The 18,417-nt window shown below is 33.3% G+C and carries 14 protein-coding genes, 1 pseudogene and 1 riboswitch; of the genes and pseudogenes, 9 read left to right on the forward strand and 6 right to left on the reverse strand.

Going from position 1 to position 18,417, the window contains the following annotated elements; genetic code table 11:
- The 4 genes from BJG89_RS07760 to BJG89_RS07775 form a co-directional block, all read right to left on the reverse strand.
- On the reverse strand, positions 1–990 hold the full coding sequence (locus BJG89_RS07760) for an aspartate-semialdehyde dehydrogenase (protein WP_096809786.1): 990 nt from the start codon (positions 988–990) through the stop codon (positions 1–3).
- 54 nt (positions 991–1,044) lie between these two features.
- Positions 1,045–2,247, reverse strand: coding sequence for an aspartate kinase (locus BJG89_RS07765; protein ID WP_096809788.1), 1,203 nt, complete (start codon positions 2,245–2,247; stop codon positions 1,045–1,047).
- An 87-nt stretch (positions 2,248–2,334) separates the two neighbouring features.
- A riboswitch (Lysine riboswitch) is annotated at positions 2,335–2,513 on the reverse strand.
- Between the two features lie 187 nt (positions 2,514–2,700).
- Complete coding sequence (locus BJG89_RS07770; RefSeq protein WP_096809790.1) at positions 2,701–3,531, reverse strand: aldo/keto reductase; 831 nt, start codon at positions 3,529–3,531, stop codon at positions 2,701–2,703.
- A 433-nt stretch (positions 3,532–3,964) separates the two neighbouring features.
- The gene (locus BJG89_RS07775; protein ID WP_096809791.1) at positions 3,965–5,569 is read right to left on the reverse strand and encodes an ABC-F family ATP-binding cassette domain-containing protein; all 1,605 of its coding nucleotides are present in this window, start codon (positions 5,567–5,569) and stop codon (positions 3,965–3,967) included.
- Between the two features lie 144 nt (positions 5,570–5,713).
- Here BJG89_RS07775 and BJG89_RS07780 point away from each other — a divergent pair, with 144 nt between their 5' ends.
- From BJG89_RS07780 to phoU, 6 genes are all read left to right on the forward strand, one after another.
- A complete protein-coding gene (locus BJG89_RS07780; protein WP_096809792.1) occupies positions 5,714–6,625 on the forward strand; it encodes a CvfB family protein in 912 nt (303 codons plus the stop codon).
- 302 nt (positions 6,626–6,927) lie between these two features.
- The gene (locus BJG89_RS07785; protein WP_096809793.1) at positions 6,928–7,872 is read left to right on the forward strand and encodes a PstS family phosphate ABC transporter substrate-binding protein; all 945 of its coding nucleotides are present in this window, start codon (positions 6,928–6,930) and stop codon (positions 7,870–7,872) included.
- A 196-nt stretch (positions 7,873–8,068) separates the two neighbouring features.
- Positions 8,069–8,998 (forward strand): phosphate ABC transporter permease subunit PstC, encoded by a 930-nt coding sequence (gene pstC / locus BJG89_RS07790; protein ID WP_096809794.1) that lies wholly within the window; start codon positions 8,069–8,071, stop codon positions 8,996–8,998.
- Between the two features lies 1 nt (position 8,999).
- Positions 9,000–9,911 (forward strand): phosphate ABC transporter permease PstA, encoded by a 912-nt coding sequence (gene pstA, locus BJG89_RS07795; protein ID WP_096809795.1) that lies wholly within the window; start codon positions 9,000–9,002, stop codon positions 9,909–9,911.
- A gap of 96 nt (positions 9,912–10,007) precedes the next feature.
- Positions 10,008–10,883 carry a phosphate ABC transporter ATP-binding protein PstB gene (pstB, locus tag BJG89_RS07800; protein WP_096809796.1) on the forward strand — a complete coding sequence of 292 codons (876 nt, stop codon included), beginning with the start codon at positions 10,008–10,010 and terminating at the stop codon, positions 10,881–10,883.
- A 7-nt stretch (positions 10,884–10,890) separates the two neighbouring features.
- Positions 10,891–11,535, forward strand: coding sequence for a phosphate signaling complex protein PhoU (gene phoU, locus BJG89_RS07805; protein ID WP_096809797.1), 645 nt, complete (start codon positions 10,891–10,893; stop codon positions 11,533–11,535).
- A gap of 118 nt (positions 11,536–11,653) precedes the next feature.
- Here phoU and pepF read toward each other — a convergent pair whose 3' ends face one another.
- Positions 11,654–13,462, reverse strand: a complete 1,809-nt coding sequence (pepF, locus tag BJG89_RS07810) for an oligoendopeptidase F (protein WP_096809798.1) — start codon at positions 13,460–13,462, stop codon at positions 11,654–11,656.
- A gap of 263 nt (positions 13,463–13,725) precedes the next feature.
- On the opposite strand from pepF, the gene BJG89_RS07815 reads away from it, so the two are divergent.
- The 3 genes and pseudogenes from BJG89_RS07815 to BJG89_RS07825 all read left to right on the forward strand — a co-directional run bounded on the left by BJG89_RS07815 (position 13,726) and on the right by BJG89_RS07825 (position 17,190).
- Positions 13,726–14,073, forward strand: coding sequence for a hypothetical protein (locus tag BJG89_RS07815; protein WP_096809799.1), 348 nt, complete (start codon positions 13,726–13,728; stop codon positions 14,071–14,073).
- A gap of 271 nt (positions 14,074–14,344) precedes the next feature.
- Positions 14,345–15,095: pseudogene (locus BJG89_RS07820) on the forward strand (MerR family transcriptional regulator).
- A 367-nt stretch (positions 15,096–15,462) separates the two neighbouring features.
- Positions 15,463–17,190: a solute:sodium symporter family transporter gene (locus BJG89_RS07825; protein WP_096809801.1), complete on the forward strand. Its 1,728-nt coding sequence runs from the start codon at positions 15,463–15,465 to the stop codon at positions 17,188–17,190.
- Between the two features lie 244 nt (positions 17,191–17,434).
- Here BJG89_RS07825 and BJG89_RS07830 read toward each other — a convergent pair whose 3' ends face one another.
- On the reverse strand, positions 17,435–18,142 hold the full coding sequence (locus BJG89_RS07830; protein ID WP_096809803.1) for a peroxiredoxin: 708 nt from the start codon (positions 18,140–18,142) through the stop codon (positions 17,435–17,437).
- Positions 18,143–18,417: the final 275 nt, after the last annotated feature.

The following is an 18,417-nucleotide window of genomic DNA, read 5'->3' on the forward strand; positions in this document are numbered from 1 at the left end:
TTATTTTACTCCTTTCAAGCTCATAACTTGGTCAAGCACTTGTACTGCATTTAAAGCCGCGCCTTTCAATAAGTTGTCAGAAGTACACCAAACATGGAAAGTATTGTCTAATGAATCGTCGCGACGAATTCTACCAACAAATATCTCATCTTTACCTGTAGAGTGAATCGCTAATGGGTATTCATTCTGTTCTGGATTATCAATAAGTACTACACGTTGATCATTTTCAAAGAGTTGTTGAATTGCTTGTACTGAAGCTTCTTTTTCTAGCGTAACGCTCATATGCACACTGTGACTATCTTGAACAGGCACACGGACGCAAGTCGCTGTTACTTTTAAATCATCATCTTTTAAAATTTTTCTTGTTTCATCAATCATTTTTTGTTCTTCTTTTGTATACCCGTCTTCAAGAAAAGTATCAATATGTGGTAACACATTATTATAAATAGGATGCGGATATGCTTCTGGTTCTTTACCATTTGCACCTTCAGATAAATCTTGTCTTCCTTTAACTCCTGAACCTGAAACTGCTTGATAAGTTGTATATGCTACGCGTTGTAATCCAAATGCTTCTTGTAATAATTTCAAAGGTACAACAGATTGAATCGTTGAACAGTTTGGATTTGCTATAATTTTTCTATTTAAGATTGGCTCATTAACTTCAGGTACAATTAAATCAATATCTTCTACCATTCTCCAATGACTAGAGTTATCAATAACAATTGCACCAGCTTTTTCAAAAATAGGGGAGAAATGCGCACTTGTACTACCACCAGCGCTCATTAACACATAATCATAATGTTCTGTTGCAGCTTCTTCTGTTAATTCTCTAACTGTATATGTGCTGCCTTGAAATTCAATTTTCTCACCAGCAGAACGCGCAGATGAAAATAGTACTAATTCATCAAATGAAATGCCTTTGCGATTGATTGTTTCTAACATTTTTCTTCCTACTAAACCAGTTGCGCCCGCGATTGCTAATTTTGTCATATCTCATACACTCCATTTTCATTATTTTATTAAAATTAATTATATTAAGAAAATTCAGATATCAAATGTTTCGTATAGTGCTTGAACGGCACGTTCACCATTTTCAGAATCTATAACACATGAAATACTAATTTCTGATGTTGTCGTTTGATAAAAGGTAATACCGTTTTCGATCAGTGTGATAAACGCTTTTGAAGCAACACCAGACATATCACGCATACCAGAACCAATTAATGAAAGTTTAACGTATGCTTCATTAATCTTGAAGTCTAACGCATTAAATTTTTCTTTTAATGATTCTAAAATACGTGTGATTTGAATTGCATCTGTGTCTTTAATCGTAAACGACATTTGCAATCCTTCCAAATTTATTATTTGAGAAATCATATCAACATTAACAGATTCATTCTCTAAATGATTAAATAAATCTGTTAATAGTCTGTTATCTGGCAGGGGATGGCTAATAGTAACGTGCATCATATGTGTATCTAAGGCAACACCCGTAACTGCTTTTTTTTCTAATAATTCTGCTTGTGACATAATCCATGTTCCTTTCACATTTGATAAAGTTCTTCCTAAATATAGGGGGATATTATAATTGTTTGCTAGTTCAACACTTCTTGTTTCAAGTACACCAGCACCTAAAGCACTCATTTCCATCATTTCTTCATACGAAACGTATTCAAGTCGCCTTGCGTCTCTGTAGACTCTAGGATCAGTAGCGTATACGCCGTCTACGTCTGTATATATTTCACAGGTTGTTTGATTACTAGCAGCTAAAGCGACAGCCGTGGTATCTGATCCCCCGCGACCTAATGTCGTTACTTCAAACTCATCATTGATACCTTGGAACCCTGCGATTACTAATACATCATTACTTTCAAAAGCATGTTCAAATGTGATGGGATCAATTTCTGCAATACGACTTTTTAAATGATGGCCAACTGTTTTAATACCAGCTTGGTAACCTGTCATCGCTTTAGCATTGACGCCAATATCATTTAATACCATTGATAAATATGATACGGTTTGCTGTTCACCAGTAGTTAGTAACAATGCGAGTTCTTGATCTTTTGGTGTAGTTGTAAGCGTTGAAACATTAGCCATGAGTTCATCAGTGGTTTTACCCATTGCGCTAACTACAACAATGAGTTGTTCACCATTTTCAACTCTCGTTTGTAACATTCCGGCTATATTTTTTATTTTTGTAAAATCACTTACCGAAGAACCTCCAAATTTCAAAACACTTCTTCCCAATTCTATATCCTCCTCATTTAATAGGGGAGAATCACAATGATATAAAAAAGAACAAGTCCGGAATGCGAACCTGTTCTATAATTTATATACAAGTGATGCACTCCATTATTTTAAAATAATGACAGACTCTTAGCTCTTAACCATAAAGTCCAACTTGTTATAAGCTGCTATTATAACTGTTTCGGCATCTCACCCTTTCAAAATTAGCTGCTAGCAGACAGGTTCTTCTAAAATTTACTAATGATTGATGCGCCTCATCAAAACTTATTTAATTTTTGTTTATGACTCATATTATACATACGGTTATATGTACTGTAAACCGCTTTTACAAAGTTTTTATAATTTACTGAAAAATTAAACTATTTTACACACGTTTTACTTTATAAGTGTAAATGTATCTATTTTTTAATATGAAGTTTTTATACGTTAATAATATAAAGATTAAGCAAAAACTTAAAATTCCTCATATACAGCAGGATCTTGGTCTTTACGTCTACCATCTTCTCGCGTAAGCGTATCTATTTTCTCTAAATCATCGCTATCTAAATAAAAATCAAAAATATCAATATTTTGAAATTGTCTGGCTACCGAGGTAGATTTTGGAATAGGGACCACGCCGTTTTGTATATGCCATTTTAATATAACCTGAGGTATAGTTTTATTATGTTTATCAGCAATTTCGGTAATCTTTTCATCATTGATAACATTCGACGCACGGCCCAACGGACTCCACGCTTGAGTGACAATGCCTTTTGATGCATTATACTTAACCATTTCTCGTTGATTGAAATAAGGATGTAACTCAATTTGATTTATGACTGGTAAAACGCCAGTTTCCTTTTCTAGTGTTTCAATATGTTCAGGTAAAAAGTTACAGACACCAATTGATTTGACTAAACCAGCTTTTTGGGCATCAATCATAGCTTGCCAAGCTTCAATATATTTACCTTGTTTCGGATTTGGCCAATGGATTAAATATAAATCCAAATACTCGACGCCCAAACGGTATATTGACTCCTGTATTGCAGTAAGCGAAGCATCATAATCTTGATAACGACCTGGTAATTTGGAAGTTATAATGATTTGATCTCGCGGTACATTACTCATTTCAATAGCCTTACCAACAGTGCCTTCATTTTCATAATTATATGCTGTATCTAATAAACGGTAACCTTGGTCTAACGCACTTACAATCGCATGCGCGCCTTGCATACCGTTCAGTTTATATGTACCGAAACCTATTTGAGGAATAATTTGCCCATCAAGCATATTTAACTGTTCCATTTATAAATACCTCCATCATTGTATAGTTATTTTGAATTATATAATTCAAAATAACTTATTCATAGTAATCAGCCTGAGCATAGAAGCTTATCTTGCATCATAAAACATAAAAGGGGAGGGTGTTTGCGTTTTTCCAAGCAGCGTTTATTGGCGCTCTCGTTAAAATGGATAGTAAAAATACAAAAAACAAGGATATTGCATAAGCACTATTAGGTTTAAGTCAATTACTTGAAGTAAGGACTATGTATAAGTGTTAGTAAATTCAAAAGAAGGCTTATAATGTCTAATCATCTTCATAAATTGAATGAAGTCGTAGCTCTCTGAAGCGTTGACGCTTTACAAGTTCAATTCAAATAGCTATTGCCAATATGATATTAAATAGGCTGAAATATCAATAGATATCTCAGCCTCTAATCTTTATAAACGCTATTTATTATTTACTTAAAACGCCTGTTTCTTGTAGATAAGCTTCATATGAGATTTCTTTAGACAATCCACCAGCAGGGTTTAAGTCAATCACACGGTTAGCAATTGTATTGATAAACTCAAAGTCATAAGATGTGAATATCATAGAACCTTTGAAATTTTTCAAACCATCATTTACCGCTGTAATACTTTCTAAGTCTAAGTGGTTAGTAGGCTCATCGAGCAATAACACGTTAGCACTTGATAACATCATTTTACTTAACATGCAGCGCACTTTTTCGCCACCTGATAAAACACTCGCTTTTTTCTTAACTTCTTCACCGCTAAATAACATGCGTCCTAAAAAGCCACGTAGGAATGTTTCAGTTTGTTCGTCTTCAGGCGCATATTGACGTAACCAGTCAACAAGATTCATGTCTACACCTTCGAAGTATTCAGAATTATCTTTAGGGAAATAACTACGTGAAGTCGTCACTCCCCATTTAACTGTACCTTCATCTGGTTCCATTTCACCAGCTAAGATTTTAAGCAACGTTGTTTTAGCAAATTCACTATCACCAATTAATACGGCTTTATCATTAGGGTACATTGTAAATGAAATGTTATCTAACACTTTTACACCGTCAATTGTTTTCGATACATTCTCAACAAACAATAAATCATTACCAATTTCACGTTCCGGCGTAAATTTTACGTATGGATAACGACGTGAGGAAGGTTGAATATCATCTAGTTCAATTTTTTCTAATTGTTTTTTACGACTTGTTGCTTGTTTAGATTTAGATGCGTTCGCAGAGAAACGAGCAACGAAATCTTGCAATTCTTTAATTTTTTCTTCTTTTTTCTTGTTTTGTTCTTGAGCCATTCTCATAGCTAATTGACTTGATTGATACCAAAAATCATAGTTACCAACGTAAACTTTTATTTTTCCATAATCTAAGTCAGCAATATGCGTACACACATTATTTAAGAAGTGTCTATCGTGTGATACTACGATAACTGTATTTTCAAAGTTGATTAAGAAATCTTCTAACCAACTAATAGCTGGAATATCTAAACCGTTTGTAGGCTCATCAAGTAGAAGGACGTCTGGCTTACCAAATAAACTTTGGGCCAAAAGGACTTTTACTTTTTGATTGTTTTCTAATTCAGACATCTTTTTATCTTGTAAATCTGCAGAGACGCCTAAACCAGATAGCAGGGAGCCCGCGTCTGCTTCAGCGTTCCAACCATCCATTTCAGCAAATTCGCCTTCTAATTCCGCTGCTCTAATTCCGTCTTCATCACTGAAATCTGGTTTCATATAAATTTCATCTTTTTCTTTCATAACTTCGTATAAACGTTCATAACCTTTAATTACCACATCAATAACACGTTCATTTTCGTATGCAAAGTGATCCTGTTTTAAAATTGCTAAACGTTCATTTTTCCCCATAGAAACATGACCAGATTGCGCATCCAATTCACCAGATAAAATTTTTAGAAACGTTGATTTCCCAGAACCGTTCGCTCCAATCAAACCATAACAATTGCCTTCTGTAAATTTAATATTTACATCTTCGAATAGTTTACGATCGCCAAATCGTAAACTCACATCAGTAACTTGTAACATGCATTTGCTCCTTTTTCGATAATCTAACGGACAAATTATAACACAATTATCCAGGAGTTTCGACCATTCTCAATGTGATGATGCTTGTTTCTTTATACCATGTTATAATAAATAAGAATAAATTTAAGTACGAAGGAGAACAGTATGGCCCAAGACGAGAAAAATATTGTAGGTTCCATAGAGTTTCTTGAAGTTATTGGATTAGAAGGATCTACTTACAAGTTACAAGGACCGAATAAAGAAGAAGTTAAACTCAATCACTCCGAAGTGAATGAAGAAGATGAATTAATCGTAGGCGAAGAATATAGTTTCTTTATTTATCCAAATAGATCAGGGGCATTATTTGCTACACAAAATATGCCTGATATTACCACTAGTAAATATGACTTTGTAAAAGTATTAAAAACAGATCGCGATGGTGCACATGTTGATGTCGGTTTGCCTAGAGAAGTATTAATACCTTGGATTGACCTGCCAAAAGTAAAAGATGTATGGCCCATTCAAGATGACGAGGTGTTAGTAACGTTGCGTATTGACAGTGAAAATAATATGTTCGCACGTTTAGCAACAGAAACGATTGTAGAATCAATGTACACACCCGTATACAACGATGAAATGCAAAATAAAGTGATTGAAGCTCGACCATATAGAGTATTAAGAATTGGGAGTTTTTTACTTTCAAAAGATGGCTACAAAATATTCGTACACGAATCTGAACGTAAATCAGAACCACGTTTGGGTGAAAACGTAGAAGTCCGAATCATTGGTCATAATGAAAAAGGTGAACTTAATGGATCATTTTTACCACTCGCACACGAGAGACTTGACGAAGATGGCCAACACATCTTTAACCTATTAGTTGAATATGAAGGAGAGCTGCCGTTTTGGGATAAATCAAGCCCTGAAGCAATAAAAGAAGTATTTAACATGAGTAAAGCTGCATTTAAACGCGCCATTGGCCATTTATATAAAAATCAAATTATTACAATTGAAACTGGTAAAATAGCATTAACTAAAAAAGGATGGAGCAGAGTCGAAGACGAGTTTTCTCTATAGTTAAAAAATAATATTTGAGCACTTTTTATATCTTCCCATATAACACAAATATTTGTGTTATATGGGATTTTTTCATATTACGAATTCTAATTAATTTATCACATGCAAGAATGCAGTTGTATTAATGTTTATAGGAAAAGCACTATTGATCATAAAAGGGTATGTGAATTTTGTAAATGAAGTCAATAAATTCTTAACATAACTTTTACACTAAATCCACTTGTATTTAACAAACAACCTGTAGTATTAGCAGTGTAATAAATACATATAACTTTTGGGTTATTTATTAGGAGGATGTTTCAATGAAAAAATGGCAATTATTTGGTACTACAGTAGTTGGTGCTTCACTTTTATTAGGTGCTTGTGGCGGTGGAAATAGCGGTTCAGGCGAAGAAGGCGGAGAAGTCAAAGGCGACGGTTCATCAACAGTAGGTCCAATCATTGAAAAATTAAATGAAAAGTTCGCAAAAGATAATTCAGATGTTACAGTTTCAAACGGTACTTCAGGAACTGGCGGCGGATTTGAAAAATTCATAGCAGGTAACACTGATTTCTCAAATGCGTCTAGACCTATAAAAGATGAAGAAAAGAAAAAATTAGACGACAAAGGTATTAAATATGATGAATTCAAAATTGCGCAAGATGGCGTAACAATCGCAGTCAATAAAGAAAATGACTTTGTAGACGAACTGACTAAAGAACAATTAAAAGACATTTACTCTGGTGAAGCTAAAACTTGGGAAGATGTAAACTCAGAGTGGCCAGACAAAGAAATTAAAGCATTTTCTCCTGACCAGTCTCACGGAACATATGATTTCTTTAGCGAAGAAATTATGGATAAAGGAGATATTAAAGCTGAGAAAAATGCTGATACAAACGTGATCGTTCAATCTGTGGAGAAAAACAACGAAGGTATCGGTTACTTTGGTTATAATTTCTATACACAAAATAAAGACAAACTAAAAGAAGTTAAAATCAAAGATGAAGACGATAATCTTACTGAGCCAACTAAGAAAACAATCCAAGATGGCTCATATGCATTAAGTAGACCACTTTACATCTACACAAACGAGAAAAAATTAAAAGATAATAAAGGATTCCAAGACTTCATGAAATTTATAATTGAAGATAAAGGTAAATCAGCTGAGAGTGCAGGATTTGTTGCATTACCTGATAAAGATTACAAAGATCAAGAAAGCAAGTTAAACGACATTATTGGTAAAGATAGCGACAAAAAAGAAGAATAAACTTATTAATAATTTTTAAGGTTGGGATTCAGAAAGTGGGGGACAAAGTGATAGCAACTGCATCATTTTGTCACTCACCTTCAAGTTCAATTCATCATATTTAACCATCTAGTGAAATGCCCCTGATGTTTAAGATGAAGAACAATCCTAACCTTTGTTTTAATATTGGGAGTCTATAAGAAAGAAGGGTATTAAAATGACTAATCAGAAAATCTCTGTTAGTGAAATGATTGCTCAAAATAACGCTAAGAAAAAAGGGATTAGCGATAAAATTGTGCCAATCATTTTAGGCATCATCGCTATTTTTTCAATATTAGCGACAGTTGGTATTATTGTCACATTATTAACTGAAACAATAACATTTTTTACACGCGTACCTATAACTGAATTTTTATTTACTAAAGATTGGAACCCATTCTCTTCAACGCCACAATATGGGATATGGGCATTAATCTTAGGCACACTTAAAATTACGGCTATTGCCACATTTGTTGCGGTACCAATCGGTTTAGGCGCAGCATTATATCTAAGTGAATATGCATCTACTAGGGTTAGAAAAATAATCAAACCTATTTTAGAAATCTTATCAGGAATTCCAACAATTGTATTTGGTTTCTTTGCACTTACATTTGTTACACCTGTACTAAGAAGTATCTTCCCTGAATTAGGCAGTTTCAACTCTGTCAGCCCTGGGATTGTAGTCGGTGTTATGATTATCCCTTTAATTTTTAGTATGAGTGAGGATGCGATGTCATCTGTTCCAAACAAAATGAGAGAAGGCGCACTTGGTTTAGGCGCAACAAAGTTTGAAGTTGCAATAAAAGTAGTCTTACCAGCAGCAACTTCAGGTATTATGGCATCTATTGTCTTAGCCATTTCTCGTGCAATAGGTGAAACAATGATTGTATCACTAGCCGCAGGTAGTACACCGACTTCTTCATTAGATTTAACCGGTTCAATTCAAACAATGACTGGATATATCGTACAAGTTGCTACAGGCGATGCTACATTCGGCTCAGATATTTATTACAGTATCTACGCTGTTGGTTTTACTTTATTCCTATTCACCCTCGTGATGAACTTAATCTCACAATGGATCACGAAACGCTTTAGAGAGGAGTATTAAAATGGCTGAGACAAAAACGAAAACACTTGTTAATCAACAGACAATTGAAAAGAAACTTTCTAGTCGATTAACTACAAATAAATTAAATAAATGGGCATTTTTCGCATGTACGATGATTGGTTTACTATTTTTAGCTGCGTTACTTATAGATACTTTAATTAAAGGTGCTGGTCATTTAACACCTTCATTTTTCACTAGCTTTTCCTCTTCTACGCCATCAATGGCTGGCATAAAAGGTGCATTAATAGGGACGATATGGTTAATGGTTACAATTATTCCTATTTCAATTATTTTAGGCGTTGGCACAGCAATTTATTTAGAAGAATATGCTAAAGATAACGCTTTAACTAGTTTCATTAAAGTATGTATTTCAAATTTAGCTGGTGTGCCTTCTGTCGTATTTGGTTTATTAGGACTAACAATATTCGTTAGGGGCATGGGGATTGAGGCGCTTGCTTTAAGTAATTCTGTATTAGCAGCAGCCTTAACCATGTCACTGCTTATATTGCCTGTTATTATCGTTGCGAGCCAAGAAGCAATTAGGTCTGTACCGAGTGCAGTTAGAGAAGCCTCATATGGTTTAGGTGGAAATAAATGGCAAACGATTCGTAGAGTCGTTTTACCAGCAGCAATTCCTGGTATTTTAACAGGTTTTATTTTGGCATTATCACGCGCATTAGGTGAAACAGCACCACTAATATTAATTGGTATACCAACTGTATTATTAAGCTTACCATCCAGTGTTTTCGACCAATTCCAAGCGCTACCAATGGCAATCTATAATTGGGCTAAATTACCTCAAGATGAATTCCAAAATGTGGCATCTGCCGGTATTATTGTCCTACTTGTTATTCTATTATTAATGAATGCAATTGCAATTTTCTTAAGAAATAAATACAGCAAAAAATATTAAAGTTATTTCAAAATTCAATTTAAAGGTAATGACTATTTTTGGGGAAAGATTAATCATATTTAATTTATAAATAGTCAATAAAAGGAGTTTTTAATTATGGCTAAAGAAACAATTAAAAAAGAAAAATCAGAATTAGAAACACATGCAGCTCAAAATGCAACACCTATTACAACACTAGATACAGAGCTAAAAGCTAATAAAACACCTGATAGGGAGAAAAAAATTATTTATTCTACTAAAAATTTAGATTTATGGTATGGCGATAATCATGCTTTAAAAAATATTAACCTGGATATCTTAGAAAATAATGTAACTGCTATTATTGGCCCGTCAGGTTGTGGTAAATCAACTTATATTAAAACATTAAATAGGATGGTCGAACTCGTACCCTCTGTTAAAACAGCAGGTAAAATTATCTACCGTGATCAAAACATCTTTGACGATAAATATTCAGTTGAAAAATTGAGAACGAATGTCGGCATGGTATTCCAACAACCAAATCCTTTTCCAAAATCAATCTATGATAATATCACTTACGGACCAAAAATACACGGTATTAAAAACAAAAAAGTACTTGATGAAATCGTAGAAAAATCTTTACGCGGCGCGGCAATATGGGATGAATTAAAAGATCGGTTAGATACGAATGCTTATAGTTTATCAGGAGGGCAACAACAACGTGTTTGTATAGCACGTACTTTAGCCATCGAACCTGATGTAATATTAATGGATGAGCCAACTTCTGCGTTAGATCCAATTTCAACTTTAAAAGTAGAAGAACTCGTACAAGAGCTCAAAGAAAAATATTCAATTATTATTGTTACACACAATATGCAACAAGCAGCACGTGTTTCTGACAAAACAGCATTCTTCCTTAACGGTTATGTAAATGAATATGACGACACTGATAAAATCTTCTCTAATCCTTCTGATAAACAAACTGAAGATTATATCTCTGGACGCTTCGGGTAATCAATATATGGCGATTAGGCAAAAATACGAAGGTCAATTAGAGGCATTGATTAAGGATTTACGTCGACTTGGCCTCCGTGTATATTATAATATCGAATATGGATTAAAGTCGTTAAGCGAAGAAGATAGAAACTATGCACGACAAACTATAGCTAATGACAAAAATATTAACGCATTAGAAACCGACATAAATGAAAAAGTCATCATGTTGATTACGAAACAACAACCTATTGCGACTGATTTAAGATTGATGATGGCAGCTTTAAAAATCGCTTCTGATTTTGAACGTATTGGTGATAATGCAGCTAACATTGCAGAAATTAGGCTACGTGCTAAGATTATCGATCAGTTTGTACTGACAAGATTAAATACAATGGGCAAACTTGCATTACTTATGCTCAAAGACCTCGATGATGCAATCAAAAAGGATGACGTTACGTTGATTAAAGAAATCATTGAAAGAGATAAAGACATTGATGATTTGTACAAACACATCGTTAATACAACGTATTTAATAGACAACGACCCTTTTGTCGCAGGACAAGCTCATTTAGCTGCCAGACATTTAGAGCGTATCGGTGACCACATCAGTAATATAGCAGAGAGTATTTTTTATTTTATAACAGGCAAACGCTATGAATCATACGATTAAACAAAAAAGCACAATGGCACGGATTAAGTAAGTTCCAATACTTTGTTTGGAAACCCACACTTAAAATCGTCATTGTGCTTTTTGTATATACTGTATCTTTTACATATATTAACAGTTGCTATTCAAATTCTATCTCATCCGTCAGTTGTTCCAAGTCGTCAACTAGCTTACCTATATAGCCAATTGTAGCTTTTAATGGCTGATCAGTGGTTATGTCAATGCCAGCTATTTGAGCTAATTCTACAGGTGATGTACTTCCACCAGCCTTCAATGTATTTAGCCAATCATCAACGGCAGGTTGACCTTCATTTTGGATACGTTGTGACATGACTGTACCAATCGTTAAGCCTGCTGAATAAGTATATGAATATAATCCCATATAGTAATGCGGCTGTCTCATCCATGTTAATTCTGCACCTTTAGTAAATTTAACACTATCTCCAAAGAATTGTGAATAAACGTCTAACATAATTTGGTTTAGCAATGGAGCAGTTAATGATTCGCCGTCATCCACTTTTTTATACACTTCACGTTGATACGCAGCTTCTAATAAATGTGTTACCATATTATGATAATATGTTCTAGAGACAATAGAACCAATAACCCATCGTTTAAATTTAGCGTCATTACTATTTTTGAATAGATAGTTAGCCATCAACATTTCGTTCATAGTTGAAGGTGCTTCTACAAAATACATTGATGGTTCTGACTCTAAATAATTTTGATGGCTTTGCGCTAATGTAAAATGCCCAGCGTGTCCTAATTCATGCGCTAAAACAAATGTTTCGGTCATTTTACCAGTCCATGAAATAAATACATATGAATGTGTAGTATATGGGCTTGCACAATAAGCGCCAGTATCTTTACCTTTATTTTGCGCAAAATCTATCCATCTATCTTGATAAGCTGTTTCAACCATTTTTAAATAATCTTTACCTAACACATTTAATGCACCATAAATATATTCTTTAGAATCTTCAATTGAAATATCTGGCTCATAATCAGGGTCTATAGATACTTTTAAATCTTCAAAATGCATGACCTCTAATCCGTGAACACGTTTAATTAATTTCGCATATTTTTGCATGATAGGTGCTAAATCACTCATAATCACATCAATTTGACGATCAAACATATCTCTAGTTACTTCTTGATCTTGCAATAAATAATCTATGACAGAATCATAACCACGTAAATCTGCTTCTATTTTTTCTTGTTGGACTTGCATATTATAGGTAGCAGCAGTGGTATGTTGATACTTATTCAACGCATCGCTAAATTTTTTAAAGCTAATTCTTCGGAATGCTTCATTGGGATGATCTTCATATTCATTCTCAAACGTGGCGTAATCTAATGGATATGTATGACCATTATGTTCAAACGACTCGAAGTCAATATCTAGCATTTTAGTGATACCATATAATTCAAAAGGACGTTCAAATACAGGTGATAAACTGGCTAATGTCTTTTCGACTTCTGGGCTAAGTTGATAAGCTTTTTTCTCTTTTAATTTTTGTAAAAAATGTGGATATTTTGATGTTGCAATATAATCATTTAAAACATCATCAGAAAGTATTAATATTTCTGACTCTACAAAAGATAATTCACTAGCAATTTTGCCGTAAGAATTTGAAAATTTAGAACTTAACGATTGTGCTTGTTCGTTCGTTGTATCTACACTTAATCTCAATTCAGCGTAATTAGCCATTCTATCTAATTGGATAAGTATGTTTGAATAGGCGTCTAACGCTTCCTCAATTGTGTCAGGTTGATTTAAACGATATACATAGGTTTCATTAAAGTTTTTCGCTAATGTAATCGTTTCGTTTAAAGTTTGATAAAAAGCTTCATCTGAATTAAATAAAGCTGTAATGTCCCAGGTCTTTTCAGAAGGGACTTCATTTCTAAATGGTAGTATTTCAGCCATTTAATCACTCCTCTTCATATACACTTAATTTAATATTAATTATACATGAAAGCACCTTAGAAAATACAATTGTTAGTTTATAAACAAACCGGAAGTATGTTAATGAATGTAACCGTATTTAAAACATTGACAATTGACGTGACTATGCCAATATTTTAATATAAAGTTATACTACTCAGGACTGAATATAAATAGGTTTTCTTTTAGTATAATTAGATTGTTATGATGACAATATATGTCGAATGATATGAGGAGCGCTATAAATGACGATTTTTGATTTGCCTAATTTTTTGTGGATTTCTGTAGTAGCTGTTGTAGTGGTTACATTATTCTGTACGCTTGTTTTGAACAAATGGTTTTCGGCAGCAATTTTAACATTTATTGTCTTGGCTATTGCTGCATTTTTAATACCTAATTTTGAAAATATTACATATGAACCGTTGTTAGGTTTTGCTGCGTTTATGGCAGTGTTAAGTTTAATTATGAGCTTTTTAATATGGTACTTTACACGTGACTTTAGGCGCAAACGTCGTGAAAAGAAAGCGATAAAAGAAATGCGTAAACGTGGTATTACGCCAGAAAACGATACAGAAGAATATAAAAGTAGATAATTTGTAAAAAGCTGGGGTACCAATTGTTATCTCAGCTTTAAGTATATATTAACGATAAGTGATCGAATTAACGTTTGGAATTATATCCTTTTTTCGGTTCAAATGTTAACCGCTTATGAATCTCGCGAGATAGAAGCCTTTTAAAACTAAGATTTCTATCTCGCGTTTTACTATTTATTATTGAGAATGCTAATGAATAAAAAGAAAGCATTTCGTATTGACCTTAACGTTACGTAAGACATTATAGTTAAGCTATGAGGAGGTTAAGTAAATGGAAATGACAGTTAAAGGGCTGGCCGATTTAGTTGGTATTAGTGTGCGTACATTACATTACTACGACAGTATTAACTTATTAAATCCTACAAGCATATCTGAATCAGGTTATAGATTATATTCTGAGGGCGATTTAAGATAAGCTACAACAAATCTTGTTTTTCAGAGAACTTGATTTTCCTTTAAAAAAGATTAAAACAATGCTCGATAATCCATCATTTGATCAGCAAGCAGCGTTAAAAATGCATAAAAAAATGCTAATAGAAAAAAGAAATGGTATTGACCAAATGATACAAACGATTGATCAAACATTACTACATCTGAAAGGAGAATTATCAATGACAAATGAAGAGAAATTTAAAGGCTTTGACTTTAATAAAACGAAATATGATAAAGAAGCACGTGAAAAATGGGGCGAGAAAATTGTAGATAAAGCTAATAATCGTATTAATTCTTGGTCAGTCAAAGAAAAAAATGCTAAATCGGAAGCAATGAACCAAATTTTTAAAAAGTTTTCAGAACTTAGAACACAATCGCCAGGATCAAAAGAAGTACAAGCAAATGTACAAAAATGGTACAACTATTTAAATTCAAATATCGACTATAATTATACATTGGAAGTATTTAAAAGTTTAGGGGATATGTACGTGGCTGATGCGAGATTCACTAAAAATATCGACCAATTCGGCAAAGGCACTGCCCAATTGATTAAAGAAGCTATAGATATTTATGTAGAAAACTGTCAGTAATAAACAATTTCAAACCAAGTGTACAACCAAGACTTTAGACTGATAAAATAGCGTGCAGCGTTTGCGACAAAAACCAAGTTTTATCTTTAAATGTCATATTGGCTATAGACAACTTGAATCAAAACATAAAGTCCCGCTTCTCAATTGATTGAGTGAGTGGGACTTATATGTGCATTTGATTCAAGTGAGATGCTCCAATCCATTTATCTTTTTCTTGAAAATGTAAAACCAAATAACTAACAACATAGAATATATAAAGCAAATCCTTAAAAAGAGACTGGTTAAAATATAATTATGTTATAAAGAAAGGCAAATGGTGAATATATAAATAACGATATGGCATTTATATATTAAAAAGGGGGATTTTATGAGTGGAACGCTATTTACGCTTTTTTCTTGCGCTGGGTTTATGGCATTAGTTGCTTGGTATGCTTATTACAAAACAAAAAATAAAGTTAATGATTCTACTGGTTATTTTTTGGCAGGTAGAACGTTAACAGGCAGTTTTATAGCTGGTTCATTAGTACTTACAAATTTATCTGCTGAGCAATTAATTGGGCTGAATGGACAAGCATATAACGCTAATTTAACTAATATGGCGTGGGAAGTGACAGCAGGTTTTTCAGTTATTATTTTATCACTTATACTTTTACCACGCTATTTGAAAGGAGCGTTTACTACACTTCCAGAATTTTTAAACGATCGTTTTGACCAAGGCACAAGACTGCTTGTTGTGATGCTATTTATGCTTGGTTATGGTCTAGTGACGATACCTTCTATTTTATATTCGGGTGCTATCGCTGTATTACAATTTTTTGATATACCTTCTATGTTAGGTATCACCTTTGAACAATCTATGTGGTTATCCGTTTGGGTAATAGGAATAATAGGATCTATGTATGCAATTTTTGGCGGCTTACGTGCAGTTGCTATTTCCGACACGATTAATGGCATTGGCTTACTTATCGTTGGGTTAATCGTGCCTATATTAGGATTCATCACGTTAGGAAGCGGGGATTTCTTAGTTGGTATAAAGACGGTCATTACAGACCATCCAGAAAAATTAAATTCGATTGGCTCGAAAGAAGACGGCGTCCCTTTTGGAACCATTTTCACGGGTATGATATTTGCAAACCTATTTTATTGGGGTACAAATCAATATGTCATTCAGCGAACGTTAGGGGCTAAAAATCTTGCTGAAGGTCAGAAAGGCGCTTTATTTACTGGTTTTTTGAAAATTTTAGTTCCATTTTTAATGATGGTGCCTGGCGTTATTGCATTTCATTTATACGGTTCTAATTTAAAAACCATGGACTTGGCGTATCCAACATTAATTAATGATGTTTTTCCTAAATTTTTAAATGGATTCTTTTTAGCAGTATTACTAGGTGCAGTATTTTCGAGTTTTAATTCACTATTAAACAGTGCTGCCACTATGTTTACTTATGACATTTACAAAGTTATTTTTAACAAAAAAGCTAATGATCAACAAATGATAAGGGTTAGCCAATGGTTCGGTATTACTTTATCATTGATTACATTCTTTATATCTCCACTTTTAATTTATGCACCTGATGGTTTATGGACAGTAATTAGAGAATTTACAGGTTTCTTTAATATACCAATTATTGCAATTGTGTTAATCGGTATATTTTCTAAACGCGTCCCTGCTATTGGGGCTAAAATAGTTATAATCTCTCATGTATTTATTTATTATTTTTTGATGTGGGGGATGCCAACTTTTCTTAATGTGACGCTTCCCATTAATTTCATTCATATTCAAGGCGCGCTTTTCCTAGCAGAAATTATATTTTTATTAGTTATGGGCAGATTCAAACCACTAAAACAACCCTTTGTTTTTATAAATAAGTCTAGGGTAGATCTTACGCCGTGGAAATATGCAACACCGGTTTCAATTTGTTTAGTAAGCACTATGATTTTTACTTTTACTTTATTTTCTAAAATTGGCTTAGCTATAGAAGATGGCATCGTATCCATCTGGTTTTGGCCTTTTACATTAGTGTTGGTAATCGCTACTTTGATAGCATCTTTAATTGCTGTGCAATCATGGAAAAGAAAATACTTAAGCAAATAAACCCAATTAAAATAAGACAATGTCTTATTTTGTAGTGAACATTTATGAGCATAACATGTAATTATAGTATTGATTACCATACATCTGCAAAATAGCATCTCTCTTAAGATTACAGCCTCAATCCATGTTCATGACAAGAAAGCAAATTGCTACAAAATATTGGCATAAAACGTGCCCCCAAAATTTCTTTAATTAGAAACCTTTTGGGGGCTGAATTTTGAAATTTATACGTTAGACACTTAAATTACTTATCTTGTAAAAAAGCATTATAAATACTTTTTGAATGATCGTCACTATCCTTTTCACAATAATACCAATTCTTGCACTCGTAATCTGGGTTCTCCATTCGGTTTTTAGCATCCTTAATAATACTTGGAGAGGGAGCTAATATTTTATCTCCTGTTTCCCAATTTGCAGGTGTAACATGTTCTGTTTTATCTGTTGTTTTTAAAGCTTTGATTACACGTAGTATTTCATTTATATTACGGCCTATAGTAGCCGGATAATCTATAACTGAACGTACCACAGAATCTTCATCAATAATAAAAATAACTCTTGAAGTTTCTGAACCGTTACTTTCTTTAGATAACATGCCGTAGTCTGTTGATATTTGTTTATTTAAATCAGCGATTAAAGGAAATTCTATTTGTGTATCGAAAGTTTCTTCTATACTATTTAACCACGCTACATGTGAAGTTATATTATCTACGCTAATACCCACAACTTCAACGTTCAGTTCTCTTAATTTTGAAGAAGCAACTTGTAAAGCTACAAATTCTGAAGTAGAAACCGGGTCAAAATCAGAAGGATGTGCAAATAGAATAAACCATTTACCCTTATAATCGTCTAAAGATATATTTCCTTGAGTCGAATTCGCGTTAAAATGAGGCGCTTGTTCACCAACATACGGCATACTGTTCATTTTTTGATAATCGTTCGTTTCAAAAGCCATTGATACCACCTCGTGTATTTATAAAGTTTTAATCAAAAGTGAATAATGTGAAACCTAGATTTAAACAAACTAAATTTCTACTTAAACTAAGGATGAGTGAGTAAACCATTTATTTTTTTCGTAATGAATTTAAAAAATTCTGAAATTCACTTTTTTACTTTTATTCCCAAGCATTATGTCATTAAACATTTAAAAAAATTAACGAAATAGATTTTCTAAATTAAAATGATAAAAAATTTATATTGCCGTGTGTCGCTGTTTTAAATTTACATATA

Origin of the sequence: Staphylococcus nepalensis, from assembly GCF_002442935.1 — a bacterium.
Lineage (GTDB): Bacteria > Bacillota > Bacilli > Staphylococcales > Staphylococcaceae > Staphylococcus > Staphylococcus nepalensis.

Bases quoted from the DNA above. Each gene is read 5' to 3' on its own strand.
- BJG89_RS07760 (WP_096809786.1), bottom strand. From the start codon at position 990: ATGACAAAATTAGCAATCGCGGGCGCAACTGGTTTAGTAGGAAGAAAA.
- BJG89_RS07770 (WP_096809790.1), bottom strand. From the start codon at position 3,531: ATGGAACAGTTAAATATGCTTGATGGGCAAATTATTCCTCAAATAGGT.
- BJG89_RS07775 (WP_096809791.1), bottom strand. From the start codon at position 5,569: ATGTTACAAGTTACTGATGTGAGTTTACGATTTGGCGATCGTAAACTA.
- BJG89_RS07780 (WP_096809792.1), top strand. From the start codon at position 5,714: ATGGCCCAAGACGAGAAAAATATTGTAGGTTCCATAGAGTTTCTTGAA.
- BJG89_RS07785 (WP_096809793.1), top strand. From the start codon at position 6,928: ATGAAAAAATGGCAATTATTTGGTACTACAGTAGTTGGTGCTTCACTT.
- pstC (WP_096809794.1), top strand. From the start codon at position 8,069: ATGACTAATCAGAAAATCTCTGTTAGTGAAATGATTGCTCAAAATAAC.
- pstA (WP_096809795.1), top strand. From the start codon at position 9,000: ATGGCTGAGACAAAAACGAAAACACTTGTTAATCAACAGACAATTGAA.
- pstB (WP_096809796.1), top strand. From the start codon at position 10,008: ATGGCTAAAGAAACAATTAAAAAAGAAAAATCAGAATTAGAAACACAT.
- phoU (WP_096809797.1), top strand. From the start codon at position 10,891: ATGGCGATTAGGCAAAAATACGAAGGTCAATTAGAGGCATTGATTAAG.
- pepF (WP_096809798.1), bottom strand. From the start codon at position 13,462: ATGGCTGAAATACTACCATTTAGAAATGAAGTCCCTTCTGAAAAGACC.
- BJG89_RS07815 (WP_096809799.1), top strand. From the start codon at position 13,726: ATGACGATTTTTGATTTGCCTAATTTTTTGTGGATTTCTGTAGTAGCT.
- BJG89_RS07825 (WP_096809801.1), top strand. From the start codon at position 15,463: ATGAGTGGAACGCTATTTACGCTTTTTTCTTGCGCTGGGTTTATGGCA.
- BJG89_RS07830 (WP_096809803.1), bottom strand. From the start codon at position 18,142: ATGGCTTTTGAAACGAACGATTATCAAAAAATGAACAGTATGCCGTAT.